The sequence below is a fragment of the Rhodococcus sp. IEGM 1366 genome (genome assembly GCF_033142425.1).
Lineage (GTDB): Bacteria > Actinomycetota > Actinomycetes > Mycobacteriales > Mycobacteriaceae > Rhodococcus_F > Rhodococcus_F globerula.
Genome location: NZ_JAWLRZ010000001.1, coordinates 1138028 through 1163388, shown reverse-complemented (window position 1 = coordinate 1163388; position 25361 = coordinate 1138028). Strand labels below are relative to the sequence as shown.

Below are 25361 nucleotides of genomic sequence, written 5' to 3'. Positions count from 1 at the left end.
GGAATTGCTATTCCCCTCGCCGTTTTTTTGATTCGGCCGATGGCTACAGTGTTCTCGTGCCTCTTGTCGGTCCAGAAGATCGCTTGCCCGGATGCCCGAAGCGCATTCTCGTAGCGGGAACATCCGGTTCCGGAAAAACGACCTTGGCCTCCCGAATTGGAACGCTTCTCGGCATCGAACACGTCGAGATCGACGGTCTCTATCACGGCCCGAACTGGACACCGCGTGAGCAATTCCTGGTCGACGTCACAACATTCAGTTCGGCGCCGCGGTGGGTGACGGAATGGCAGTACCGGTCCGTTCGCGATCTACTCGCCGATGAAGCGGATCTTCTTGTGTGGCTGGACCTGTCGCGCGGCACCGTGATGCGCCAGGTTATCGTTCGGACGGTACAGAGGCGGCTGGGGCGAAAAGTCTTGTGGAACGGCAATATCGAGCCACCACTACACACGTTCTTCTCCGACCGAGATCACATCGTTCGCTGGGCCTGGAACACGCACCGTACGAGTGCACTCCGGATCGCGGCACTGCGAGATCGGCGACCGGACCTCACGATTGTCCGCCTACGGACCCATGCCGACATCGAACGGTGGATCGCGGGACCGCTGCAAACTAGGGCGTGAACCGGTCGACTCTCCGGAGTCGAGCGGCATTTTTTGTTCAGCGAGTGTCTTGCTCGAGGTGTTCGTTCATCGTCGAGTGCAGGTCGACGAGAAATTCCTCGAATCGACTGAGCAGTTCAGGCGGGTATTTCTCCATCATGGCGTCGAGTCGTACGGCGAGTGGTCCGAAGAACTCGTCAGCCAGGTCCTGCACATGCGCACTGCTGTGCAGCGTGACCACTCGACGGTCTGCATTCTCGCGGGTCCGGACGATATGTCCCGCCTTCTCCAGGCGGTTGAGCAACGCGGTAGTGGCGCCCGACGTCAGTGAGATCCGCTCTCCAAGACGTGCGGGTGAGAGCGGCGCACCTTTCTCCTCAGCCGCGGTGATTTCCATCAGAGCAGTTGCGTCGGTGGAATGCAGACCAAGCCACGACGCGAATCGATGGCTGAATTCGGTGAACGTCGCACCGTACGCGCGGAATTCATCCATCAGCCGCTCCCGCTCCACGGAGATGTCGCGCGGTGCATCCACCTCGGTGATCCCACCTTTCCTGTGTCAGACGGCGGCCGGTCGAGCCCAGCGCGCACATTGACAACTTACCGTCCCAAATATACCTTCATGATGAAGTTACTTCACAATGGAGGTTTATTCATGAACATCTCACCCACCACCCGCAAGTGGTTGGGCCTGATCGCCATTGCACTCGGCGTGGCACTGATCGTCGTCGACACCACCATCGTCAACGTCATAGTCCCCTCGATCATCGAAGATCTCGGAATCAATTCCGTTCAGGCTCAATGGATCCAAGAGTCCTATGCAATCGTGTTCGCGGCACTCCTGCTTCTGGTCGGCAGAGTTGCCGACCTGGTCGGCGCCCGCCGCATCTTCATCGCCGGTGTCGTCGTGTTCGGCGCAACGAGCCTGCTGGCCGGATTGGCGCCGAACGGCGGTCTGCTCATCTTGGCGCGATTCCTGCAGGGCGCCGGCGCGGCCATGATCCTGCCCACTTCACTGTCGCTTCTGAACGCGATGTTCACCGGCAAAGCCCGCGGCCAGGCCTTCGCAGTGTGGGGTTCCACCATCGGTGCAGCTTCCGCCCTCGGCCCATTGCTCGGCGGCTGGCTTGCCGAACACGCTTCGTGGCGTTGGGCATTCGGGATCAACATTCCGCTTGCTGCGCTCATTCTCATCGGCGCAGTGCTGTTCATCGCGCCCTCACCGCGCACCACTGGGCGCATCGACGCCACCGGAGCGGCATTGTCCGTCGCCGGCCTGGGCCTGCTGGCCTTCGGCCTCGTCGAGGGACGTACATACGGGTGGCTGACCACGAAGCAGCCCTTCGAACTGTTCGGCCTGTCATGGTCCAGCGGACCGTCACCGGTTCTGATCGCGCTAGTTCTCGCCGTCATCTCGCTCAGCGCATTCGCCTACCGGCAAACCATGCTCACCCGTAGTGACGATCCGTCGCGGGCACTGATGGACGTGCGGTTGTTCTCCATCTCGTCGTTCCGCAACGGCAACATCGCGACGCTGATCATCGGACTCGGTGAGTTCGGAATCGTTGCGGTGCTTCCACTCTGGCTTCAGTTCACGCTTGGATACAGCGCACTCCAAGCCGGACTCGCCCTGGTCCCCATTGCCATCGGCAGCTTTGTCGCCAGTGGCGCCAGTTTCGGACTGGCATCGAAGGTCTCGCCGTTGGGCTTGGTCCGTATCGGCCTGGCTCTCGAAGCGCTCGGCCTCGCTGGTCTCGGATTCATCGCTGCGACAGACAGCCCCTGGTGGACCATTGCCGCAGTGCTGTTCTTCTACGGCATCGGCGTCGGTTTCGCGACGGCGCAGGTAACCAACGTCGTGCTCGAGGAAATTCCCGAACAGAGCGCCGGTCAAGGCTCCGGCATTCAGAGTGCGTTCCGCCAACTCGGATCCGCACTGGGTATCGCCATCCTCACCACGGTCTTCTTCAGCACTCTCAATTCCACTCTGAACAACGACCTCACCGAATCCGGTGTCGACCAAGCTCAGGCCGATCAGTTGACGCGGGCGGTCACCGACAGCGCCGGCGCGGCCATCGACTCGCTGGCCGGCTCGCCGAGCACTGCCTTCGTTGCCGACGCAGCCCAATCCGCGATGACACATGGCATCACACTCGGCGGATACCTTGCGGCCGGATTTGTTGTAGTGGGCCTGATCGCCACGGCACTCATCCCGAACAAGCCGTTCTCGTCACCCGAGCAGGAAACGAAGGCAGCAGCGGACGTCGGCTGACGCCAGAAAAACTTGCACGGTGAGACTCAGGCAGACGGCATGAACCGGTCGATGAAGGTGTTGCTGAAGACTCGATGCGGATCGTATTTGTCGAAGGTCGCGAGGGCGGCGTCCCAATTTCCGTCACCGCCCGCCCGGAAGGTGGCAGGGATTGTGCGCGTGAGGAATTCGTCGTCCTGATAGGCGGCGTCGTTGGTGAATGCCCAACCCTTCGACCATTCGGGCCGGAAGGTGGCGTAATCACCGGAGTAGTTCGCGACCATCCACCGTTCCATATCCCGAAGGAACGCCGGCAAACCCGGAGTTCCGGGAATGGACACCACATTCATCCAGATGGCGGTGTCCCAGTCGTCGCGATCCGACCGCGGCCGCACCGCCGATAGATCCGGCACGCCGGCACTGTCCACCAGGACTTCGCCATTGTCGTCGACGCCGCACAAGCGCACTTCGAAGGGCATGTTCACGGGATACTGCCCCATCGACGCGAGGTGCGTCATCCGCTCGTTCAACCACGTTGTCATCTCGTGGATGACACGGGCGATGTTGGAACGCTTCGTGATGACCGCACCGCCGCCCGCGACTACTCGCACCGTGGTGTGTCGCAGATAGAACAGCACGTCCTTGGACCAGCCCCACAGGTCGTCGGTGTCCGTGAGCACCAATCCGGCTGCAACAGCGCCGAACTGGGAAGCGCCGAACAGCGGCGTAGCCGCTTGCAACCCCTTGGCCACCATCCCGAGTGGGGTGGTGACTGCTTCGGGGAGTGCATCGGAGAAGAAGTAGTTGTACGGGCCGTGCACTTCCCTCGACTCGGGCGGTTTGACCGGCGTCGGTGTCCAGATTTTCAGCCACGGCGTGGACGTGAAGGGGAACCAGATAGCTTCGACGCGTCCGGACGCTTCGACAAAGCTCTCGTAGGTGCGACCCGGTGATCCTGGCGGCGCAAAGAGTTCCTGCCACGGGATATCGGTGAAACTCTGGCAGCGCAGCCGGTAGTTCTCGCCGGCTTGCAGGGTGACGGAGGTGACGAATGTGCGCCCGAGATGGGTCAGAAATGCCGTGCTCTCGACATCGGAGCGGGCGAATTCGCGGAGCGTGTAGCTACCCGAACTGCTGTCCCACACCACGACGGTCATGGCCGTGATCAGGTTGCTCAGTGATCCGAACGACTGTCCGGGGGTAATGGTTTCTCCCGCTGCAGGATAGGTTGCGCCGTGGGCTCCGATGGCGAGCGCGCCGGCAATGGACAGATCCCCGATGGCCGGAGAGTTGGCCCAACCCAAGCCATGGTCCTGCAGCGCCGTGAGGATCGACTCGATGCTGGCACCGGCACCGGCGGTTACGACGGATTGCTCTCCGTCGCTGTGCACCTCGACGGAATTCAGGTGAACCATTGTGTCCACCAACAGCACTCGATCCACTGGTGCACCCGGGACCACTGTCAGCGGGCTCCACCCGTGCATCGTGCCGCGAGCGCGGACGGTGTACCCGTTGCGGTGCGCCCAGTTGGCAAGGGTCACCACGTCATCGGAGCTGCGAGCCGTTGCCGTCCACACGTGATCGAGAACGATCTCCTTGGACCAGTTGGCGTAGGCCTGCTGGGAAAGCGGGATACCGGCCGGGAAGTCGGGCGGCGGAGCGAGGGTGGATTGTGGGCCCCATGGCACCGCTCCGGCCGGCGACCAGGTCAGGCCTGCGAGCGCAGCGGCGCCGACCCCGGCCGCCAGGAATCCCCGCCTGCTGACGGATCCGGCGTTGGATGGTCGATCCACTGCGCTTTGATCTGCTGAACCGCTGCGTTCCACGGACTACTCGTCTCTGCCGAATCGGACTTACGTTAGAGATGAACCTAGAACAAGTTCCATTACGATGCCAGTGGTTCCGTAATAAAAGGTTACGGAGTCGGTGAGAACACCGCATAGATGGCTTCGGACGCACCGTCGAACGCACCGACGATCAGCCAGACAGTGAGGAGCGTGAGCGCCGGGCCGATCAACACCTTTTCGAGGTTGCCACCCGCGCGGATCGACAGGAACGACGGAAGTCGCTGTTCCCACCACCGTTTGCCACCCAACGGAATGAGCGGCGCAAGAAACGGCACGCCTTCCTTGGTGATGGCATCACCCAGACAATGCGTCGCACATCCGAGCGCAACTGCGACGCCCAATCCGGTGGACCCAGCCTCACTCGGATACTGCTGCCACGTCACCGCAGACAGGACCAGCGCCAACGCGGAGACGACCAGCCAGCCCTTGTCCTTCGCAAAGTCCCCCGCGAGACCGCGAATCGCCAGCCCCAGACAGAAGAACAACGTGATGACGATTGCGGGCTTTCCGAACTGGACAACCAGCGCGGAAACGCCGGCGCCCAACCCGGCCGCAAACAACGCCGTGTGGGTGAGTGTCCGGTGACCACCACGCCGCTTACCGTCCTTCTTGCCTTTGGTGATCCGATAGAAGGCAACCGATATCGCATCAACACCCTGTGCCAGCGCCTTGCTCAGTGGTCCGAACGACCGGGAAACCGTCGACTGGCTCGTGTCGAGATCCGGAAGCAACGCAGCACCCGCACACACCCCGGCAAACGTCAGGGTTTCGGCAGTGGAGGTAGGCCCACCCCAGTCGAGGGGCAAGAGTTCGGCAACCACCAGACCCACAGCAGCACCGGACATCGCGTGGGTGGGGCCCATGACCATGAAACACAACACCTTTCGAAACGCGCCCTGCGTCGAGTCCATCGGACTCGACCCAAGACACCACACACATGACGCCGATGGCGACGGCCTCGGCATGCTCGCCGAGACCGCCACGAACGTAGCAAGTGCTACCGACAGACTTCACCGTCGTCGTTCTCGAGTTCAGTACGGTCGTACCGTTCCCGGTCAAAACGGTTCATGCGTAGCTCCTTTCGCGTGTCACCCCGCTGAGCCCTTTCGCGTGTCACCCCGCGGCGACAGCGCAAGACAGAGCAACCCCTTCAACCAGCGGAGCGACCCCCGCCACGTCGAGTACTTCTGCCGGAACACCCTCGATCGCCGGGGCCCACTCGACGGTCGGCAGCGCTGGCATTCCCTCACGTGCAATGAAGGTCGCAGCTTCGCTCGGTACTTCAATCGTGAGCGCCGCTGTACCGGCCTCCTCCGCGCGCACAACCTTGCCCTCGTCGATGAGCTTCTGCAGCTCCTCGTCGGAAATCGGCGTCGCGGCACCGCACGCTACTTCCGGTTCCACACCGGGCTCGGACGGAGCAGTCGCGATGGATCGCACGGCCACCGGCGATCCGTCGGCAATGGGGTTGGAAGCCCAGGCGATTCCCGGAGTCACGGCCAGGCCGAGTACCGCCATGGACGCCACCACCACACCGGTCCGCCTGGCCCGCTTGCCGTTCACTGTCAATCGCGTCATCGTTGCTCTCCTTGATCGAACGTTCTCGAATTCTCGGCGCGGTCGCATCCGAGAAACCCGAGGCTATGAAGCCAACCCTGCAGATCTGTTGTCGGTTTCTTAGGAGTTGATGAGAAAGCGGTGGCCCTCGCTCGGCGCGAGGCCGTCGACCGAAATCCGGTGGCACTATGGCTGGGGTGAGTACACGCGAGCGCATCCTGATCGTTGACGACGACGCAAAGGTACTGAATTCGCTCGAACGTGGACTGCGACTGTCCGGCTTCGACACGGCAACAGCGGTAGACGGCCGTTCTGCCTTGGCCTCGGTGAGCAAGCAGTGCCCGTCTGCCCTCGTTCTCGATGTCAACATGCCCGGCCTTGACGGTGTCGGGGTAGTGACAGCCTTGCGGGCGATCGGCAACGACGTTCCGATTTGTGTACTCAGCGCCCGAAGTTCGGTGGGTGATCGCATTGCCGGGTTGGAGGCGGGCGCCGACGACTACCTCACCAAGCCTTTCGAGTTGGCGGAGCTTGTTGCCAGACTGCGCGCCTTGCTACGACGCACGACGCGAAGCGCCCCGACTCTCGATCACCCGATCACAGTGGGACCTCTGACTGTGGATCTCCGCGGTCATCGCGCCCATATCGGCGGCCGGCGAATCGAACTCACCAAACGAGAATTCGACCTGTTGTCCGTCCTCGCCGAGCATGCCGGCGTGGTGCTGAACCGCGCACAACTCCTGCGACTCGTCTGGGGCTACGATTTTGCCGCCGACACCAATGTCGTCGATGTGTTTGTCACCTACCTACGCAAGAAACTCGAGATCGACGGTGCACCTCGGGTAATCCACACAGTCCGCGGGGTCGGCTTCGTCTTGAGGGCCGAACGGTGAAGCGGCCGTTGTCACTGCAGACCCGAGTAGCCATCGCGTCGGGTCTGGCCGCCGGCATCGTCATTGCCGCGATCGGAATTGCGTTTGCGGTCTTCCTGCGCGTGGGCGGCTCCGAACAACTGGAACGCACTCTCGATTCGGTCACTCTCGGCATTGCGTCGACTTCTCCGGCTGCAATTCTGTTCGAGTCACCCACCGCAACAACACAACCGCTCGTAGTCGACCCCGGCTTCAATGCCACGGGTATCAGCGCGTTGGCTACTACCGACGTCCGCAGTCGAGATGTGCTCCTCCCGGGCGACAGCGGAGCTGCACTCGCCGTCACCATCCCCGAAGATCCACTCGCGCAGGCAATCCGCGAGCAGCAGTTCCAGGTGGCGGCTGCGGCAGTGGTCGCGATTCTCGCCGCGGCCGGGCTCGGTTGGTTCCTCACCGGCCGAGCTGTCCGCCCCCTGCAGCAATTAACCGAGACCACCAGTTCGATCGGCAACAACCTCGACGTCGAAGGACTCTCCCTCCGGGCACCGTCAGTCCGTGGGACGCGCGAAGCCGAGGAACTGTCCGAAGCAATCCACAGCATGCTCAGCCGGATCGAAAGCGATCGAAGCCGCACCGAGGAAGCGCTGGAGTCGGCACGCGATTTCGCTCGCGTCTCCGCTCACGAGCTGCGTACCCCGCTGACGTCGATGCGCACCGATCTGGAAGTTCTCGCGACGCTGGACCTCACGGAAAGTCAACGCCGCGAACTGGCCGGCGAGTTGTTGGAGGCGCAGCGCCAGATCGAGCGCACCCTCACCGATCTGGAAACACTCGCCCTGGGTGACGTGGCCGATCCGAAGGACTGCGCCGACGTCGATCTCGTGGAGGTAGCCGATCGCGCCGTCGCAGATGTCGCTCGACTGCACCCCCAGGTCGCCGTCCGTTTGAAAGCGCCGGACGAGCTTTCGGTCCAGGCATTTCCCGCAGGCATTCGTCTGGTGCTGACCAACGCCGTCACCAACTCCGTCCGGCACGGCCACGCCGACGCGGTCGAAATCACCGTCCGGGCCGGGGTGAGCACGGGATCCGCCACGATCGTCGTCGACGACAACGGTGCCGTGATAGCCCCGACCGAGAGAGAAGCGATGTTCGAGCGCTTTGTTCGCGGAACCGGTGCAGGCGAGTCCGGAAGCGGCCTCGGACTTGCCCTTGTCGCTCAACAGGCTCAATTGCACGGTGGCAGCGCACGACTCGACGCAAGCCCTCTCGGCGGAACCCGATTGACCTTCTCGATCAACCCAATTCGACGTGCAGGGCCTCCAACAGCGGTTTTGCAGCCTCGTCGAAAAAGCGGTCTTGCGTATCGCCACCGATCTGCACCAGCGCCACATCGGTGAAGCCCGCATCCTTGTAGGCTTTGACCGCTTCGACGATCGCGTCGAGATCTGGACCACACGGGATGTTTTCTGCCACATCTTCTTTGCGGACGAACTGCGACGCGGCAGCAAACCCGGCCGGGGTCGGCAGCTCGGAGTTGACGGGCCAGCCGAGGCCGAACCATCGGAATTGCTGATGCGCCCTGGCGATGGCGACGTCTCGATCGTCATCCCAGGAAATCGGAATCTGACCGATTGCCGTGCGCGCCGGAGGAAGTCCGAACGCGCGACCATGAACATGCTTCCACTGATGAACGAGCCGCGAATCAGGTTCCACACCGATCAGATCGTCCGCCATCGGCCCGAATCGCTCGACGGACTTGTCACCGGACATCGCAATCGCGAGTGGGACAGGGATTTCGGGCAAATCCCAGATACGTGCCGACTGAACGTCGAAGTACTCACCCTTCCAGGTCACCAGATCTCCGGAATGCAGCGCCCGAATGATGGCAACCGCTTCCTCCAGCATGTCCATCCTGGCATCGATCGACGGCCATCCGTCACCGACCACATGCTCGTTGAGACACTCGCCGGTCCCTAATCCGAGCGTGAACCGCCCGTCCGCGAGTATCTGCACCGTCGCGGCCTTCTGAGCGATCACCACCGGGTGATAGCGAATACTCGGACACGTCACATACGTCATCAGATCAACCGATCCGGTGGCGTGCGCAATCGCTCCGAGAACGGACCAGGCGTACGGGGCGTGCCCCTGTTCGGTCAGCCACGGCGAGTAGTGATCACTCATCACCTCGAAGTCGAACCCGGCCTGCTCGGCCCGAACCGCATGTCGGACCAGATCCTTTGGCCCAGCCTGCTCCGTCATCAACGTGTAGCCGATACGCATCATGGCCGATCATCTCCTCAACCCGAGTGCCGAAAGGGCTGCGCAGTGCCGAATTGGCCGCACTGACAGTCCTACGACTCGACTGCCCGCCGAAGCCTCAGTCGAAACAGTGTCGGCTGGCGCGGATCATGGAATGTACGTGAAAAGTGAAGGAGAATCGTCGTGGATTTTGTCGTCGAATTCATTCTTGCAACGCTGTTCTACTGGTGGGGGCTGCTCTGAAACGAGAAAAAGCGGGCCGCTGCAAGGAGTTGGATTCCCTTGCAGCGGCCCGCATTCTTACGTACGAGGTTGCCTCTTACTGACCGGCGCGCACGCCTTCTTCGACGCGCTTGCCCAGATCGGCGTCCACGTTCTTCCAGTACTCGAAGACGCGCAGCAGAACTGCTTCGCTTACTCCGGCACTTGCGTGACCGACGATGTTGCTCACGAGGCGCTCACGCGCTGCGTCGTCGAGGACCTCACGGACCAAGGTTCCGGCCTGAGTGAAGTCGCCGTCCTCAGCGTGCTCGATGTATCCGGCGCGAACTGCTTCACCGTCGAACGACCACAGGCCTTCGTCACCGGCAACCGACGGATCGGCGTGCGGTCCGCCGTACGAGTTCGGCGCGTACACCGGCGTCGACGGCGAGTTGAAGCTGTAACGCATGGCGCCCTCCTTGGAGTAGGAGTTCACCTCGTTCTTCGGTGCGTTGACCGGCAGATCGGCGTAGTTGGTGCCGATGCGGTAACGATGGGCGTCGGCGTAGGAGAACACACGGCCGAGGAGCATCTTGTCCGGGCTGAAACCGATGCCCGGCACGACGTTCGACGGCTCGAACGACGCCTGCTCGATCTGCGCGAAGAAGTTCTCCGGGTTGCGATTGAGAGTCCACTTGCCGACCTCGATGAGGGGGTAGTCCTTCTGGGACCACACCTTCGTGAGGTCGAACGGGTTGAAGCGGTAGCCCTCGGCCTCGTCGACCGGCATGATCTGAACGTTCATGGTCCAGCTCGGGAAGTTGCCGGCTTCGATTGCGTTGTACAGATCCGCGCGGTGGTAGTCGGGATCGCTGCCGGCGAGGCTGTCGGCCTCTGCCTGCGTCAGGAACTCGATGCCCTGATCGGTCTTGAAGTGGTACTTCACCCAGAACCGCTCACCGGCGGCGTTGACCCACTGGTACGTGTGCGAGCCGAAGCCGTCCATGTTGCGCCACGTCTTCGGAATGCCGCGGTCGCCCATCAGCCACGTCACCTGGTGCGCGGATTCGGGACGCAAAGTCCAGAAATCCCACTGCATGTCGTGATCGCGCAGACCCGAACCCGGCAGACGCTTCTGCGAACGGATGAAGTCGGGGAACTTGATGGCGTCCTTGATGAAGAACACGGGAGTGTTGTTGCCGACGAGGTCGTAGTTGCCCTCTTCGGTGTAGAACTTCATGGCAAAACCGCGCGGGTCGCGCCATGTGTCCGGAGAACCTTGCTCACCGGCGACGGTCGAGAAACGCACCAGCGACTCGGTCTTCTTCCCGGGCTGCAGGAACTTGGCCTTGGTGTACTTGCTGATGTCGTTCGTGATGACCAGTTCACCAAAAGCGCCGCCGCCCTTGGCATGAACGACGCGCTCCGGGACGCGCTCACGGTTGAACTGGGCCAGCTTCTCGATCAGGTAATGGTCGTGAAGCAGGACCGGTCCCTGAGTACCTGCAGTCAACGACTCGTCGTCGCTGGCTACGGGAATACCGAAGTTGTTCGTGGTGGGCTTGGTCATGGCGAAGCCTCCTAAAAGTCAAATGGGCTGTGCGGCAATATGGGCCGTACTGCTAGCGGGCTGCATCGTGATTCTGTGAAACCGCGTCGGAGACAATGCCCGACTCGGCAGAACTCTTCAGGCAATCGTTGCAACGGCCCCAGAACACGACCTCGGCTTCATCGATCTCGAAGCCGTGATGGTCGGACGGTTCAAGGCAGGGAGCTTGGCCGACAACACAATCGACGTCGACGACCTTGCCGCAGCTACGACAGACGAGGTGGTGATGGTTGTCCCCGGTTCTCGTCTCGAATCGTGCGGGTGAACCCGCAGGCTCGATGCGTCGTAGCAACCCTGCGCTTACGCATGCCTTCAGCACGTCGTAAACGGCCTGGGTGGATACGGATCCCAACTGTTGCCGCACCTGCGCTGCAACAGAATCTGCGTCCGAATGCGGTTGGGCTGTAACCGCATTCAGAACTGCAAGACGAGGCGCAGTGACTCGCAACCCGGCCGCACGCAGTTGCGCCCGGAGGTCGAGATCCTGCCCGTCATCTTGCATGGTTCCAGTATGCGCCTTTTCTGGAATTAGTCAAGAAAAGGGTTCCCTAACCAAATAAGTGACGCGGCTCATAGCCTTGGCCAGGGAACAAAACAGCTCGGGCGTCCGTTGATCACTCCGTCGGCGCCCGAACAAGCCCCGGGCCCCACCCCATTGTCGCTGCGAGCGACCTACCGCCGAGAGGCGCCTGTGGGGCGTCGACGCCGAAGGCCGTACAGCGTTTTGCTGTACGGCCTTCACCTGTTTCTCGGTCTAGACGCGCTTGGCGGGGCCCGTCCTCATCTTTCCGTCCGTGATGACAATTCCGTGGTGCGAGCCTGCTAACAGCCAGTTCGGCAAGGTCGATCCCTCGGATTCGACGTCGACGCGCGCGTAACGGAATCTGCCCGTTAGCCGCGCCGACGCGAGAGCCAACCGACCACCCTCGGTGGGTTGCGCAAAGCCCAGAGCTCCTACGATGGGCAGGCGCGGCCCCTTTGCCCGCGCAGTGGTGTTCACCTGCCAACCGTCCCCCTTCGCAGCCACACGGCCCAGGACATCCCCGTCGAACTGCGCGAGAACCTTCGGTAGTTCCCAATGGGTGCGGCCACCGTGCACCGAAGATTCCGAATCCACTGCGATGAAGGGCACCGCCATCCGAGGTATCGGCCCGATCCGCCTACCCGGCGCCCGCAGGACCGGACTCGCCAAGATTTCTCGATACGGCCCCACCGGAGAGTCCAGATAATCGACCATCATCGCCAAGGTCATCGGGATAGTTCTGCCCTCCGGCCCGAGTTCACGTGCCGCCGACGTGCTCCGATGCCACCACAACGTGGCCCGCACCCGCGCCGGCCACGGCGGCGGATCACTCGCCGGCCAGTCCGTGCGTTCGCTTGCAGATTCAGGGACGCTCCACATCGGGCACCTTCTCGGTTGGAAAAATCAGGGGAAGTCTCAGGGCGCCCGAAGCATGCTCGGGCACTACCGGATTGGACGGCGGTGTCGGGACGAGCCGAACGTACGGATCACCTACAGCCGGCCGGGCGTCATCTCCGCCGGCGTTCGGCCACAGCGCGCACGCCCGCTCAGCTTGAGCGGTGATGGTCAGCGAGGGGTTCACACCAAGATTGGCACTCACCACCGAGCCGTCCATCACGTGTAACCCGTTGTGCCCGTACGCGCGCAGATAAGGATCTACCACGCCGGTCGACGGCGAATCACCTATCGCGCACCCACCGAGGAAGTGTGCCGTCATCGGAATATTCACGATTTCGGCGATGGAACCACCTGGATCACCGTCGATCTTCTGCGCAACTTTACGAATAGCAGTGTGACCTTGTGGAATCCACGTCGGTGGCGGATCACCGGGGCCGGGGCGACTGGTCAGAGAACGCCCGAACCTTCTTGTGTTCTTCGACAGTTCGAGCGAATTGTCGTCCGTCTGCATGACCAGCGCGATGACAGTCCGCTCGGACCAGTTCCGCACAGATAAAGACCGGGCAAATGCGCTCGGGTGACGTGCGGCAACTGCCAGCGTCTTCAGGACTCGCGGCACCTTGCCGCCGCCGTCGCTGAGAACAGTCTGCAGGAGACCTATTGCATTGCTGCCCTTGCCGTATCGCACGGGTTCGATGTGCGTGTGATCGTCCGGATGGAACGACGACGTGATCGCAACGCCCTGCGTGAAATCGCGTCGACGGGACTTCGATGTTGCCGCAAGCACCGCTTCGGAATTGGTGCGAACCACAGTGCCCAGTGCATTCGACAGATGCGGCAGCGCTCCGGATTCCTTCATCCCGAGCAACAATCGCGCTGTCCCGTAGGTACCAGCAGCCACTACCACCTGGTCGGCGGTGAAAATCTGTTCGCGCCTTCGAATACCGTCGGTCCGGCGCGCGAGAAGTTGATACCCACCGCCCTTGCGTGGCCGAAGTTCCCGCACAGTGGTCAGCGGATGAACTCGCGCCCCGGCATGTTCGGCCAAGTGCAGATAATTCTTGACCAATGTGTTCTTCGCACCGACACGGCACCCCGTCATGCAGCCACCGCATTCGGTACACCCGGTTCTCTCCGGTCCTTTGCCTCCGAAGAACGGATCGGGCACCGACACTCCGGCGTCCCCGAAGAAGACGCCAACAGGGGTAGACGTGAATGTCTCGCCCACACCCATTTCTTCCGCGACTTCCTTCATTACGGCGTCGGAGGGCGTGAACGAAGGGTTGGTTCGCACCCCGAGCATTCGTTTCGCCTGGTCGTAGTACGGCGCCAACTCGTCATGCCAGTCGGTGATGTGCGCCCATTGACGATCCTCGAAGAACCGCTTGGGCGGCTGATACAGGGTGTTGGCGTAGTTGAGTGATCCGCCACCAACTCCGGAACCCGCCATGACCAGAACATCCGGGAGCAGGTGAATACGTTGAACCCCGTAGCACCCGATCCACGGTGCCCACAAGTACTTTCGCAGACGCCAGCTGGTTTCGGGGAGCTCGTCGTCGGCGAATCTGCGACCAGACTCGAGCACTCCGACGCGATAGCCCTTCTCCGTCAGACGAAGAGCGGCGACGCTACCGCCGAACCCCGACCCGATGACTACGACGTCGTAGTGCGTTGCCGTCATGCCTCGACGCTTTCGATCTTCCGGGCCGAGTAGTTCTCCCGATCGAAATTCCCCAGCAGAGAACGGAATGTGAAAGTGAACGTCGGCCACTGCACCGAGTTACGTCCCTCCGCATCGATGTACCAACTCGAGCAACCACCCTTGTTCCACACCGTGCGCTTCAATTCGTGCTGAATTCCCTTGTTGTACTGCACCTGTACCGACTCATCGACGTCGAGGGCGTCGAGCCCCTCCCGCTTCATGGTGTTCAACGCGTCGTTGACGTACTCGGCCTGAGACTCGAGCATGTACACGATCGAGCTGTGGCCGAGGTTGGTGTTGGGACCGTACATCAGGAACAAATTCGGGAAGCCGCTGACCGTCGTTCCCTTGTACGCGCTGGGGCTACCGTTCCACTGTTCGGCCAGCGTTGCACCGCTCCTCCCCGTTATCAGGTGTGCGACAGGTGGTTCCGTCGGCGTGAATCCCGTCGCAAAAATGATGGTGTCGACTTTGTGCTCGATTCCGTGCCCGTCGACCACTCCGTCTTCGGTGACCGAGACGAGCCCACTGTCGACTAGGCTCACGTCCGCCCGATCGAGAGTTCGCAACCAGTCGTTGGACAGGAGCATTCGCTTACAGCCGATGGTGAAATCGGGAGTCAATTTCCGGCGCAACCCGGGGTCTTTCACCTGCCGACGCAGGTGCGCCTTTGCCACCATCTCGAAAGCCGGTAAAACCCAGGTGGCATGCGACATCGCCGCACCCAAAGCTTCCCGAAAGCCGTAGACGGTACCGCGAACAGCCTTCTGCGCAGCGGGGACCTTGGTGTACAGAGCCTTTTGAATTGGGGGGAGTGATCTATCCGCCCGCGGAATCACCCAGGCAGGAGTTCGCTGGAACACGGTTACATGAGTAGCCTCCTCCACAATTTCGGGAACGAATTGCACTGCCGAGGCGCCGGTACCGATCACCGCGATGCGCTCACCGCGCAGGTCGTGCTCGTGGTTCCACGTCGCGGAATGGAAAGTGGTACCGGAGAATTGGTCGAGACCGGGAAAGTCGGGAACCTTGGGCGTGGACAGCGCTCCGGTCGCAGCGACCAGAGCCTTCGCCGTCAACGCTCCTTGGGACGTCTGTATGTGCCACAGTGACATTCCCTCGTCCCAGATCGCGGCCTCGAGTTCGCAGTTCAGAACCACTCGATCTCCGACGCCGGTATCGGCGGCCACCTTCTTCAGGTAGGCATAGATCTCGGGCTGACGTGCAAAGGTATGACTCCAGTCTGCGCTCGGGGCAAAGGAATACGAGTACAACGCCGTCGGCACATCACACGCACAACCGGGGTAGGTGTTGTCTCGCCACGTGCCACCGACGTCGGCGGCTCGCTCGATCAACACCACATCCGCTGCCGGGTCATCGCGAAGAACTCTGGCCGCCAGACCCATACCGGCGAATCCGGCACCGACGATCAGTGTTTCGACATGTTCGGGAAGTTTCACTTGTTCTCCACTCGGGATTGCCAGGCCGGTAGCAGCCGCGCGCGCAGCGCTTCGTCGGCTTCCGGGGTACGGAACAGGGCTGACACCGCAAGCCCTCGGACAAGTTCGACAGTCAATTCGACTGCCTCGGAGTCGAAGCGATCACCGAAGACTTCGGCGCTACCGAACTCGAGCGCCTCACTCACCTTGCGCTCGAGTGGCACAGTCGCCGCATGCAGTGCGGGGTCGGTGCGCGCCGCCACCCACAGTTCGAGGGCTGCATAGAACAGTGGACCGGAAAACGCGTCGGCCAGTATCTCCAGTCCGCGGCCACTGTCCACCTCTGCCGAAAGGATTTCCGCCAGCCGTTTGTCCACCAGGTATTCGACAGCGGCGACGACCAGCGATTCCTTGGTCGGGAAATGATGGAGTTGAGTACCGCGGGATACACCCGCTCGACGAGCGATCTCCTGAGTACTTGTCCGTGCGTAGCCCAGCTCGACCAGCGATTCAATGGCAGCGTCAAGCAGCCGCCCTCGCATCGTGGCTGTACGTTCTGCCTGCGTACGGCTTACTTTCACATCGGAAGTGGTCTCGGTCACATGATGACTGTAGATCGAAAACAGAAAACAGTCCAGGCTGACTTCAAATAAACTTTCTCAATCAGTACCATACGGTATAGTATGGTTTATCTCGCGACTCTGCTATCAGGCGGTGACATGACAGCAAGCGATCGAACCCCTACGGCGTTCCCCTATTGGGAAGGCATACAGAAACCCGGAATCGCTCGCGCACGCACAATCGTCAAAAAGCTGACCGGTGCCGACATCTTCCCCACTACCGAACAGGCACAACAGTTCTGTAATGATCTCTTCACCGGAGATCCCGTCGCCGAACGATTTGTCGACGAGGTCTATCGCGGCGAGACCGGGGCGAAAACCGGCCGCGCCATGCTCGAAACCGCACTTACCCATGGTATCGACGCTGTGCCGGACGCTCCGGAATCCATGCGCGCACTGTTCGAGGAATTCGAAACAATACCGGACTGGGTTGATCCGGCACTGGTCGAGCAGGGCGCTGCAATCTGGCGACGATGGGGCACAATGCTGTTCAGTTTCGCGGGAGCGGAAACACTGGAAATCTACACCGAATCCGCAGTTGCCACGCCGCTCTCCCTCGCCGGCGGGTATGCGGGCGACAACGCATTACGCCGGTTCCTCGAAACCTGCCGATTCTGGATCGACGTATCCCAACCGGGAGCACTGCTCCAACGTGGATCTGCCGGTCGTGCAACAGCTCTCAAGGTTCGTGTGATGCACGTGTCCGTGCGGTCGCGAGTAGCCAATCACTCGGAATGGGATACCTCGAAGTGGGGGCTTCCTATCAGTCAGAGCTACATGCTCCTGACTTTGATCGCCGGCAGCGTCACCCCTGGCCTCGCACTGTGGACACTCGGCTACCACACGACGCCGTCCGAGATCCGGGCTCTGATCCACTTCCAGAAGTACATGGGACACCTTTTGGGGGTGCGCACCACGTGGTACCCGGAAACTGCCACGGATTCCCTACGCGCACTGGCCATGACGATCGTGTCGCGGTCCTACGACTCCGGCAAGCACGGCAGTGAGTTGATCGAGAGTTACCCGAAGGCTTTTGCGCCACGCGACGGCCACCGCGGACTCACCCGGCTACGAGAGGCGTACAACTTTCGCATCAATTCGGTGTACGCCGCGATGTTCATGGCCCCTGGTACACGGCGCAAGTACCGGATGCCCGGTGTCATTCCCTGGCTACTCATACCCGTCCTGAGATTGCCACTCATCACCGCGATGGAATTGATCAGGCGCTTTGTCCCCGGAACCGGCGCGATAGTGGAAGCGGCAATGGTCAAGCACCGCGAAAATTGGTACCAGGCTCAAATGAAGGGCCGCGAGGCCACATTCGATGCAAGTGGCGCACTACGCCGATAGGAGTTGCTCGATGACCACAATGAATATCGTGGAAGCGTGGAACGGACCGGGACGCAAAGACGGTGAGATCACTCGAACGCACCCGAGCGACAACGGCGCGCATCCATCAGACAACAAGTTTGCTTTCGAACACTGGTACTTCGACGCTCACCTCGACAGTGGGCACATCGTGGTTGCGATGCTACAACTGCGCGAACTCGTCAATCGCAAACCCGGAATCGAAATCCATATCTATTCCCCGGACGGTACGCGCCGGGAAGTCGTCAAGCCGTATTCCTCCGCCGACGTCAGTGCATCAACGGACAAGTGCGATGTTCGGATAGGCCCGAACAGCGCTGTAGCCGAATTCGATTCGGGAGACCTGCCGGTACACAGAGTGCATCTCGAAGAAGAAGACATTGTGTTCGATCTCGAATTTCGCAACGAGGTACCGAGTTGGATGCCCGGACGCGGACAGACCACGTACGGGGACACCGAGTTCTTCGCCTGGGTTGTCGGCGCACCGCGCGCCTCGGTGACGGGCACCGTCACTATCGGCGGCGCCACACTCGATGCCCGTGGTCGCGGCTATCACGACCACAACTGGGGCGTCGGGGACATGAAGCGGATCATCGATCGCTGGTACTGGGGGCGGTTGTATGTCGACGACTTCTCACTGGTCTACGCCACCGTGCACACCCAGAAGAAATACGGCGAGCACTGGTCGCTGCCGCTGATGCTGGCCCGCGGTGACAGTGTCGTTCTGAGCAACGGTGAACTGGAAATGACCGAAGGGCCGACGGTCTTCCACGACGTCGCGAATCGCTCGTTTCCGTCGACGCTGCGTCTGCACATTCCGGGGTCGGTGGATCTCACGCTGACGGTGCGCGAGGTAGTTCATGCGCACGACTTCCTGGCTGACGTTCCGGTAGCCCGAACCCGACTGGTCAAGCCCGTACTGAATCGACTTCTCGGCCGCCCCGGATATTTTCGTTTCCGTTCCGACTTCGTTCTGAAGGTGACGATCGACGGGGAAATGATCGAGCGGACAGGATCAACTCTGCACGAGATGGTTGCGCTCAAATGAGCGATGAGGCATTCGAGTGTCGACGTTGCGCCATCAGCTTTCCTGCGTCAGCAACGTGAAGATTTTTCGGAGCTCGGCGCTGGTGGGCGTCGGGAGACTGCCTCGGCCGTGAACGAATCCGATTCCGGCATACACCAGAGCACCTGCCCGCAGGCGCGCACCTTCGGCGTCAAAATTCAACTCCAACAGTGCTTCCTGGATGATATCGAAGATTCGTTGATCGAGCTGACGTACGGCCTCGGCTACTTTCTCGTCACTTCGTGCCCATTCTCGCACCGCGATTTCGACGGACCAATTGCGCTCGTCGATCAGCAGTTGGGCCATCATCTCGAATCGCTGCTCCACCGGAATGGATTCGACGGACGCGAGCCCTCGCACAGCGTCGTTCTGTGTGCCGCACCAATAGTCGGCCATCGATTCCATCAGCGCGCCGAGATCGTCGAAATGCCAGTAGAAGCTGCCTTTGGTGACTCCGAGTTCGTCGCACAACGTGGAAATCTTGACCCCGGAAACCCCCTCTCGCACGAGAAGATCAAAGGCCGCGTCGAGCCAACTCTCGACGCTCAGACGGTTGGCCCGCGCCATCAGCGCAGGCCGTTCTCGCGGGCGCGTTCAGTTCTCACTCTCACTCCTCGATCATAGATGCCTACGGCTGGTCCATCGCATCACTGCGTGACACCACGTCCACCTTTGCAGCGCCAGTTCGTTGCCTGACCTACGTCGCGGGTGTTTCGAATTCTTCTGCACCGAGCTGTATTTCACCGAGTTGTGGACATAGCCGACGTCCATACCATACGGTGCGGTATGGAAGACTGAATCTCGGAGGAGGTGCAATCGGTGAGCCAAAGGTTCACGAGGCGTGCTTTGTTTCGTGCGATCGGCCTCGCTGGAACCAGCGCGGCTTTGGTGTCGGCTACGCATACTCCGACCCGGAGCGAACTGCGCAGTCCACTGATCTTTCACTCACCTCCCATGACGCCCTTCGTCGATGAACTCCCCCGGCCGCGTGTTATTTCCGGAACAGGAACCACTCTCTCACTCGACGCTGCTGTACACCGCCACCAATTCCACCGGGATTTCGATGCTGTGCCGTCGCTGGGGTTCGGCGGTGACCACTACCTGGGCCCCACCATCGAATGCCATGTCGGAGAGGCACTCACACTGAACTTCACCAACCGGCTCGAACGCCATCCACTGGCAGACGACATGGACACCAGCATCCACGGAGTCACCGAAGATCACCGACTGGCTCCCCCGTCGTCGCTGCACCTTCACGGCGGTGTCACACCACCCGGCAGCGATGGGCATCCGCTTCTAGCCATAGCTCCCGGACGCAGCATCACTCACCATTTTCCGAACGAACAGCACGCGGGCCATTTGTGGTACCACGATCACGCCATGGGCATCACCCGCTTGAATGTCTACGCCGGGTTGGCCGGTCAGTATTTCCTGCGTGACGAATTCGACACCGGCCGAGAGGGAAACCCACTGGGACTACCCGCCGAAGAGTACGAGATGCCCCTGATTCTCCAGGAGAAGATCTTCACGGCCGACGGGTATCAATCCGTGCGTTCCACCCCGATCGTCCCGCAGGGTTCCTGGGAGGGCGGTGCCGTCGGAGACGTCGGTGTGGTCAACGGCAAGGTATGGCCGCGGATGAATGTGGCACGCGGTTTGTACCGCTTCCGCATCATCAATGCCGGGTCGTACAGCGTGTGGAACCTGCACTTCAGCAACGGGATGCACTTCGCGGTCATCGGCAACGAACATGGCCTACTCGACGCTCCGGTACGCACGACAAGCTTTCGGCTTTCACCCGGCGAACGCATCGACGTGCTCGTGGATTTCACCGGCTTCCGCGCAGGTGATGCCGTCGAATTGATCAACGACGAGCAACCACCCTTCCAGGCTGCAATGCTCGGCGAGGTAGCAATGCCGGTGTTCTGCCGTTTTGTCGCCGATTCCCGTCGCGGGTTCACCGGCGGTGTGCCGGATTCGCTGCGCGGCGGCGCACGGCAACCGTCGGCGCTTCCGCCTCTCGAGGTTCCCACGGTGATCCGAACAGTCACCGTCTCTCAGCCGTACGCACTCCGCCTGCCACCCGCCGTCATGTCTCTCAACAATCTGCGCTTCGACAGCACCGACATCGAAATGCCCCGCCAGGGCACCGTAGAACAATGGGACATCGTCAACATCACGCCCGATCCACATCCCATCCACCTTCACCTTGTGATGTTCCGCATTCTCGGACGCGCACCCTTGAAGACCCTCGAATATCAAGCGGCACATCCTCAACCGCCTATCGGCTACAAGTGGACGCCTGCTGCCGACGGATTTCTCGGGGGCCCCATGATCGGGCCGGCGCCGTGGGAGTCCGGATGGAAGGACACCGTGCGGATCGACGGCGGCACCGTCACCCGAATCATCGTAAGGTTCCCCACCGCCGAGGAACTCGGATTCGATCCGGACGCATTATTCAGCCCGGACGACCCAGCTCACCCTGGCCATCACACTGCGGCACAACAGATCCAGGGCTATGTGTGGCACTGCCATATTCTCGACCACGAGGACCACGACATGATGCTGAAATATCGTACGGTCCGATGACCTCGACGCTCCCGCTACCTGATCCGGTCACCCGCTCGCAGGAGGTTGCTGGGAACGGCATGACCCACAATCTCTTCCGCGACACCTGCCGCGCGGATGGACGCGGCCAGATTGATCCCCGTCGCAATGCCCATGTCTCCCAGCATGTAGACCAGTTCTTCGGTGGCGATGTTTCCACTGGCGCCGGGAGCAAACGGGCAACCTCCCAGCCCACCCGTGGAGGCATCGAGGTTCCGAACTCCGTGCTGCACCGCTGTCAGCGCGCAGGCAAGACCACTGCCGCGTGTGTTGTGAAAATGAACGCCCAGGTTGTAGTCGCCGACATGGGCGTCAACCGCATCGATCAACTGCGCGACGCGTCCCGGAGTTGCCGTGCCGATAGTATCCGCGATCGAGAACTGATCGGCGCCGAATTCCCTGGCCTGCTCCGCAATCCGCAACACTCGATCAGGATGGGTAGGTCCGTCGAACGGGCAGTCCCACGCCGTCGAAACGATGACTTCGACTCGACCTCCGGCGTCGTGAACAATCTTGACCACCTCCCCGATCCGCTCGGTAGCCTGCTCGGTGGTGGATCGAGTATTGGCTTCACTGTGACCGTTCGAGGCCGAGACGACATATTCGACGGTTCCCATACCGGCCGCTACCGCCCGTTTTGCGCCGCCGATTCCGGCCACCAACGCGGAGAACTCGACACCTGGCCACCGGTGCAGTTCTGCTGCCAGCGCTTCTGCGTCGGCTAGAGCCGGCACGGCGCGCGGTGACACGAATGACGTGGCCTCGATGCGCGGAACACCGGTTGCAACAAGAGCTTCTACGAGTCGAAGTTTCTCCGACAATGGCACCGGGGCCTCGATCTGGAGCCCGTCGCGCGGACCCACCTCACGAATGCTGACGTCGGTAACCGTCATGTCAGATCACTCCCTTCTCGAGCAAGGTTGCCTGCTCGTCGTCCGAAAGCCCGAGGAGTCCACCCCAGACGGAGGCGTTGTCCTGACCCGGCGACGACGCTCCCGCATTCCGCACAGAACCTGGTGTCTCACTGAAGGTCGGCACAACGCCCAAGCCCAGGACGTCCTCACCGATCCGGTCGTCGTAGTGACCGACCAGCATTCCGCGCTCGATCAACTGTGGATCCTTGACCACGTCTTCGACGGTATTGATCGGTCCGGCAACAACTCCCACCTCCGTCAGACGCTCCACCAGACTGCTGGGGTCCTGCAGCGCGACCCACGCGCCGATCAACTCGTCGAGCTCGTCCTGATGTTTGCCGCGCGCAACATGATTGGAGAATCGGTCGTCCTGCGCCAGTTCCGGTCGACCCATTATCGTGCACAGCCGCACGAAGAGCGTGTCCTGATTGGCCGCGATGACCACCCAGTTTCCCTCGGAGGTCTGATAGATGTTGGAAGGCGCGATTCCTTCGAGCCTGGTTCCCGAGGGTTGACGGATGATGCCACCGCGATCGTAGTCGGGAATCGTCGATTCCTGCACTGCCAGACACGATTCTGTGAGTGCAACGTCCACAACCTGGCCGCGGCCGGTTCGCTCACGGGACAGAAGCGCCGCCAGCACACCTTGTGCCGCGAACATCCCGCCGAGCGAATCCCCGAGTGAGAGTGCGATACGCGGCGGTGCCTGGCCGGGATAACCGTTCAGGTGCCGGAAACCGCTGACAGCTTCGGCCACCGAGGCATACCCAGCGCTCTTGGCCTTCGGCCCGGTCTGCCCATACCCGGATACTCTGGCCAGCACCAGTTTCGGATTGCGCTCGCTGAGCACGTCGAACCCCAGACCCCACTTCTCGAGAGTGCCCGGGCGAAAGTTCTCGACCACGACATCCGCGTGTTCGACCAGATCCAGAAACAGTTCCCGACCTTTCTCGACCCGCAGATCCAGCGTGACGCAGCGCTTGTTGCGGGCGTGGACCGTCCAGAAGAATCGGTGACCGTCCTGCTCCGCCTGTCCCCAGGTGCGAAGCGGGTCTGGGCGATCCGGCGACTCGATCTTGATCACGTCGGCACCCATGTCGCCGAGCAGTTTCCCGGCGAAGGGTCCGGCAATCAACGTGCCGAGCTCGATTACCCGGTATCCGTCCAGGGGCCCGGTGGGCGCACCTTCCGACACAGCAGCCTCCTCGTGGGAACGTCTCTCCCTACGAAAGGTTACGTCACCAGCCGATACCTCAACATCATGTCGTGATCCTCGTGATCGAGCATGTGGCAGTGCCAGACGTACCCTTGCAGATCGCCTGATCCACAACCGTGTCCACTGTGTTCCATCGCAGGTTCCTTCATCGCAGGATCTACCACCGCAGCTCGGGGGAACGTGGCGTCGGGATCGAAGCCCAGTTCGTCGGCCGTCGGGAAGCGCACGATGATGCGCGTGATGGAGTTGGCATCCACGATGACGGTATCCTTGGCGCCCGTCTCCCACACTTCCGGCGCCCGCATCGGCGAGGTCACGAAATCGTCCGCCGACGGCGTCCAGCGCGTCCCGAGATCCGGCAACGGGTACGCAGCCGTGTACGCAGGTGTGTTGATGCTCTGCCTACCCAAGACCCGGAAAGTCACCAGGTGTAGGTGAATCGGATGCGGCTCTGCTGTGACGTTGATCAGATTCCACTGCTCGACGGTTCCCTGACGCGGCAATTCGATATCCGAGTCGGTATACCGCAAGTTGTTGAGCGACATGGTGATCGACGGATAGCTCGACGGCCGGGACAGTTGCATGATCGTCAGATTGCGGACTACGTCGGGCACGGCCGGGGGTGGTGGGGCAGCGGAACTCAATTGCTGCGGCACCGACCCGGTGAAACCCTTCGCGCTACTCACGTCGAACCGCGCGAACAGGGGCATCACCTGCGTACCGCGTTGCGCCACAGCCAAAGGCACCGGTTCATCGTTGCGCAGTTCCACACTGGTACCCGGTTCGAGCAAGCCGAAGTCGACCAGGAGATCAACCCGCTCGCCCGGGCTCAGACGCACATGATCCGTCGGCGCTGACGCTGCGAGCAATCCGGATTCGGAGCCGATCACCCAGAATCGCATACGATTTCCGAAGTACAGATTCCACACCGAGTACGACGCGGCATTGAGGACACGCAGGCGGTACAACCCCCGCGCCACTTCGATTCTGGGCCACACAACGCCGTTCACCACGCCAACGTCTCCGGGCGTCGCTGGATCCCAGGCACCCTGTGGTGTTGTCCACGTCGACCTGACGCTTTGCCGTCCGTCGGAGGTGAATACCTTGTCCTGCAATATCAGTGGCAGTTCGAACTCCCCCGACGGTAAGCCGAGCGGATTGCCGGCCGTACCGGTGTCGTAGTTGTCGCGAAGCAGATACATACCGGCCAAGCCCGCGTAGACGTTCAGCCGAGTCATCCCCATGGCGTGGTCGTGATACCAGTGATTACCGCTACCGCTGGGATTCCCGTTACCGGGGGCATTGCCGAACTCGTGCACCAATCCTTCGCCCGGACGCTGAATCAACTCGGGATTCCCGTCGTACTGCGGCGCGGTGACACCGCCATGCAGGTGCAGCGACGTGGGAACCTGTGTCCGATCGTTGTCGCTGAGACCGTGCAGACGCGAATCCACATCAGCGGCAAGAGGATGCGTGGTGATGTCGTTGGCGTACCGCAGCGTTAACGACTGCTCGACATGAGCCTCGATCGTCGGCCCGAGGTAGTCCATCCCGCCGTACCCCAGCGAAGGCGAAGGCGCCAGGTCAGGATGGAACCGGTGCATCGACGACGCGGCACGAAGCTCCAGGTCGCTACCGGCCAATTTCGGCGGAAATACCAGCGCCTCACGAAAGGGTTCCAACCGTGGCGAAGGCAATTGGAGCGGCCGCAGCGGGTCGATGTCAGGCAAAGCTGCGTGCGCAGATTCCCGAGCTGAAGCGGACCCCACCGACAGCGCGCCAAGTCCTGCCATCAATCCCAAGCCCTGCAG

The 25361-nt window shown here is 61.5% G+C and carries 22 protein-coding genes; 7 read left to right on the top strand and 15 right to left on the bottom strand.

The window, feature by feature from the left end; translation table 11 throughout:
* Window positions 1-56: 56 nt before the first annotated feature.
* The gene (locus R4P64_RS05570) at window positions 57-623 is read left to right on the top strand and encodes an AAA family ATPase (protein WP_317819678.1); all 567 of its coding nucleotides are present in this window, start codon (window positions 57-59) and stop codon (window positions 621-623) included.
* A 37-nt stretch (window positions 624-660) separates the two neighbouring features.
* Here the strand turns inward: R4P64_RS05570 and R4P64_RS05565 are convergent, their stop codons facing one another.
* Window positions 661-1137 (bottom strand): helix-turn-helix domain-containing protein, encoded by a 477-nt coding sequence (locus R4P64_RS05565; RefSeq protein WP_317819677.1) that lies wholly within the window; start codon window positions 1135-1137, stop codon window positions 661-663.
* A gap of 120 nt (window positions 1138-1257) precedes the next feature.
* Here R4P64_RS05565 and R4P64_RS05560 point away from each other — a divergent pair, with 120 nt between their 5' ends.
* Complete coding sequence (locus R4P64_RS05560) at window positions 1258-2874, top strand: DHA2 family efflux MFS transporter permease subunit (protein WP_317819675.1); 1617 nt, start codon at window positions 1258-1260, stop codon at window positions 2872-2874.
* A 26-nt stretch (window positions 2875-2900) separates the two neighbouring features.
* On the opposite strand, the gene R4P64_RS05555 is transcribed toward R4P64_RS05560, so the two are convergent.
* The 3 genes from R4P64_RS05555 to R4P64_RS05545 all read right to left on the bottom strand — a co-directional run bounded on the left by R4P64_RS05555 (window position 2901) and on the right by R4P64_RS05545 (window position 6278).
* Complete coding sequence (locus tag R4P64_RS05555; RefSeq protein WP_045066877.1) at window positions 2901-4646, bottom strand: cholesterol oxidase substrate-binding domain-containing protein; 1746 nt, start codon at window positions 4644-4646, stop codon at window positions 2901-2903.
* A 122-nt stretch (window positions 4647-4768) separates the two neighbouring features.
* Entirely contained in the window at window positions 4769-5569 is an 801-nt protein-coding gene (locus tag R4P64_RS05550) for a metal-dependent hydrolase (RefSeq protein ID WP_317819673.1), read from the bottom strand.
* A 244-nt stretch (window positions 5570-5813) separates the two neighbouring features.
* Complete coding sequence (locus R4P64_RS05545; protein ID WP_317819671.1) at window positions 5814-6278, bottom strand: light harvesting protein subunit alpha; 465 nt, start codon at window positions 6276-6278, stop codon at window positions 5814-5816.
* Window positions 6279-6445: 167 nt separating this feature from the next.
* Between R4P64_RS05545 and R4P64_RS05540 the strand changes: the two genes are divergently transcribed.
* Window positions 6446-7150 carry a response regulator transcription factor gene (locus R4P64_RS05540; protein ID WP_033235912.1) on the top strand — a complete coding sequence of 235 codons (705 nt, stop codon included), beginning with the start codon at window positions 6446-6448 and terminating at the stop codon, window positions 7148-7150.
* Entirely contained in the window at window positions 7147-8526 is a 1380-nt protein-coding gene (locus R4P64_RS05535; RefSeq protein ID WP_317819669.1) for a HAMP domain-containing sensor histidine kinase, read from the top strand. Before R4P64_RS05540 ends, R4P64_RS05535 begins: the two co-directional genes overlap by 4 nt.
* Here the strand turns inward: R4P64_RS05535 and R4P64_RS05530 are convergent.
* From R4P64_RS05530 to R4P64_RS05500, 7 genes are all read right to left on the bottom strand, one after another.
* A complete protein-coding gene (locus tag R4P64_RS05530; protein WP_033235910.1) occupies window positions 8423-9412 on the bottom strand; it encodes an LLM class F420-dependent oxidoreductase in 990 nt (329 codons plus the stop codon). The two genes, R4P64_RS05535 and R4P64_RS05530, sit on opposite strands and share 104 nt — an antisense overlap.
* Window positions 9413-9707: 295 nt before the next feature.
* Window positions 9708-11159: a catalase gene (locus tag R4P64_RS05525; RefSeq protein ID WP_092805841.1), complete on the bottom strand. Its 1452-nt coding sequence runs from the start codon at window positions 11157-11159 to the stop codon at window positions 9708-9710.
* Window positions 11160-11211: 52 nt separating this feature from the next.
* A complete protein-coding gene (locus R4P64_RS05520; protein ID WP_033235908.1) occupies window positions 11212-11700 on the bottom strand; it encodes a Fur family transcriptional regulator in 489 nt (162 codons plus the stop codon).
* 252 nt (window positions 11701-11952) lie between these two features.
* On the bottom strand, window positions 11953-12600 hold the full coding sequence (locus R4P64_RS05515; RefSeq protein WP_116103747.1) for a hypothetical protein: 648 nt from the start codon (window positions 12598-12600) through the stop codon (window positions 11953-11955).
* Window positions 12584-14299 (bottom strand): GMC family oxidoreductase, encoded by a 1716-nt coding sequence (locus tag R4P64_RS05510; protein ID WP_317819665.1) that lies wholly within the window; start codon window positions 14297-14299, stop codon window positions 12584-12586. The genes R4P64_RS05515 and R4P64_RS05510 overlap by 17 nt, the downstream gene beginning before the upstream one ends.
* The gene (locus R4P64_RS05505) at window positions 14296-15780 is read right to left on the bottom strand and encodes an NAD(P)/FAD-dependent oxidoreductase (protein ID WP_317819663.1); all 1485 of its coding nucleotides are present in this window, start codon (window positions 15778-15780) and stop codon (window positions 14296-14298) included. Before R4P64_RS05505 ends, R4P64_RS05510 begins: the two co-directional genes overlap by 4 nt.
* The gene (locus R4P64_RS05500; RefSeq protein WP_230590310.1) at window positions 15777-16301 is read right to left on the bottom strand and encodes a TetR/AcrR family transcriptional regulator; all 525 of its coding nucleotides are present in this window, start codon (window positions 16299-16301) and stop codon (window positions 15777-15779) included. The genes R4P64_RS05505 and R4P64_RS05500 overlap by 4 nt, the downstream gene beginning before the upstream one ends.
* Before the next feature lie 177 nt (window positions 16302-16478).
* Between R4P64_RS05500 and R4P64_RS05495 the strand changes: the two genes are divergently transcribed.
* Window positions 16479-17729: an oxygenase MpaB family protein gene (locus R4P64_RS05495; RefSeq protein ID WP_317819661.1), complete on the top strand. Its 1251-nt coding sequence runs from the start codon at window positions 16479-16481 to the stop codon at window positions 17727-17729.
* A gap of 10 nt (window positions 17730-17739) precedes the next feature.
* Window positions 17740-18795, top strand: a complete 1056-nt coding sequence (locus R4P64_RS05490) for a lipocalin-like domain-containing protein (protein ID WP_095887731.1) — start codon at window positions 17740-17742, stop codon at window positions 18793-18795.
* A gap of 33 nt (window positions 18796-18828) precedes the next feature.
* Here the strand turns inward: R4P64_RS05490 and R4P64_RS05485 are convergent, their stop codons facing one another.
* Window positions 18829-19380, bottom strand: coding sequence for a TetR/AcrR family transcriptional regulator (locus tag R4P64_RS05485; protein ID WP_317819659.1), 552 nt, complete (start codon window positions 19378-19380; stop codon window positions 18829-18831).
* A gap of 387 nt (window positions 19381-19767) precedes the next feature.
* Here R4P64_RS05485 and R4P64_RS05480 point away from each other — a divergent pair, with 387 nt between their 5' ends.
* Window positions 19768-21402 (top strand): multicopper oxidase family protein, encoded by a 1635-nt coding sequence (locus R4P64_RS05480; RefSeq protein WP_317819658.1) that lies wholly within the window; start codon window positions 19768-19770, stop codon window positions 21400-21402.
* A 14-nt stretch (window positions 21403-21416) separates the two neighbouring features.
* Here R4P64_RS05480 and R4P64_RS05475 read toward each other — a convergent pair whose 3' ends face one another.
* From R4P64_RS05475 to R4P64_RS05465, 3 genes are read right to left on the bottom strand one after another with little or no spacing between them, the layout of a single operon-like run.
* Window positions 21417-22313 carry a hydroxymethylglutaryl-CoA lyase gene (locus R4P64_RS05475; protein ID WP_317819657.1) on the bottom strand — a complete coding sequence of 299 codons (897 nt, stop codon included), beginning with the start codon at window positions 22311-22313 and terminating at the stop codon, window positions 21417-21419.
* A 1-nt stretch (window position 22314) separates the two neighbouring features.
* On the bottom strand, window positions 22315-23529 hold the full coding sequence (locus R4P64_RS05470) for a CoA transferase (RefSeq protein WP_317819655.1): 1215 nt from the start codon (window positions 23527-23529) through the stop codon (window positions 22315-22317).
* A gap of 38 nt (window positions 23530-23567) precedes the next feature.
* Window positions 23568-25343, bottom strand: a complete 1776-nt coding sequence (locus tag R4P64_RS05465) for a multicopper oxidase family protein (protein WP_317819762.1) — start codon at window positions 25341-25343, stop codon at window positions 23568-23570.
* Window positions 25344-25361 lie beyond the last annotated feature (18 nt).

What these genes read in the sequence shown, in the direction of transcription:
- R4P64_RS05465 (WP_317819762.1), bottom strand. Translation starts at nt 25,343, where the DNA reads ATGGCAGGACTTGGCGCGCTGTCGGTGGGGTCCGCTTCAGCTCGGGAA.
- R4P64_RS05490 (WP_095887731.1), top strand. Translation starts at nt 17,740, where the DNA reads ATGACCACAATGAATATCGTGGAAGCGTGGAACGGACCGGGACGCAAA.
- R4P64_RS05500 (WP_230590310.1), bottom strand. Translation starts at nt 16,301, where the DNA reads ATGCGAGGGCGGCTGCTTGACGCTGCCATTGAATCGCTGGTCGAGCTG.
- R4P64_RS05485 (WP_317819659.1), bottom strand. Translation starts at nt 19,380, where the DNA reads ATGGCGCGGGCCAACCGTCTGAGCGTCGAGAGTTGGCTCGACGCGGCC.
- R4P64_RS05475 (WP_317819657.1), bottom strand. Translation starts at nt 22,313, where the DNA reads ATGACGGTTACCGACGTCAGCATTCGTGAGGTGGGTCCGCGCGACGGG.
- R4P64_RS05545 (WP_317819671.1), bottom strand. Translation starts at nt 6,278, where the DNA reads ATGACGCGATTGACAGTGAACGGCAAGCGGGCCAGGCGGACCGGTGTG.
- R4P64_RS05530 (WP_033235910.1), bottom strand. Translation starts at nt 9,412, where the DNA reads ATGATGCGTATCGGCTACACGTTGATGACGGAGCAGGCTGGGCCAAAG.
- R4P64_RS05560 (WP_317819675.1), top strand. Translation starts at nt 1,258, where the DNA reads ATGAACATCTCACCCACCACCCGCAAGTGGTTGGGCCTGATCGCCATT.
- R4P64_RS05495 (WP_317819661.1), top strand. Translation starts at nt 16,479, where the DNA reads ATGACAGCAAGCGATCGAACCCCTACGGCGTTCCCCTATTGGGAAGGC.
- R4P64_RS05510 (WP_317819665.1), bottom strand. Translation starts at nt 14,299, where the DNA reads ATGACGGCAACGCACTACGACGTCGTAGTCATCGGGTCGGGGTTCGGC.
- R4P64_RS05515 (WP_116103747.1), bottom strand. Translation starts at nt 12,600, where the DNA reads ATGTGGAGCGTCCCTGAATCTGCAAGCGAACGCACGGACTGGCCGGCG.
- R4P64_RS05540 (WP_033235912.1), top strand. Translation starts at nt 6,446, where the DNA reads ATGGCTGGGGTGAGTACACGCGAGCGCATCCTGATCGTTGACGACGAC.
- R4P64_RS05480 (WP_317819658.1), top strand. Translation starts at nt 19,768, where the DNA reads ATGACGCCCTTCGTCGATGAACTCCCCCGGCCGCGTGTTATTTCCGGA.
- R4P64_RS05550 (WP_317819673.1), bottom strand. Translation starts at nt 5,569, where the DNA reads ATGGTCATGGGCCCCACCCACGCGATGTCCGGTGCTGCTGTGGGTCTG.
- R4P64_RS05520 (WP_033235908.1), bottom strand. Translation starts at nt 11,700, where the DNA reads ATGCAAGATGACGGGCAGGATCTCGACCTCCGGGCGCAACTGCGTGCG.
- R4P64_RS05525 (WP_092805841.1), bottom strand. Translation starts at nt 11,159, where the DNA reads ATGACCAAGCCCACCACGAACAACTTCGGTATTCCCGTAGCCAGCGAC.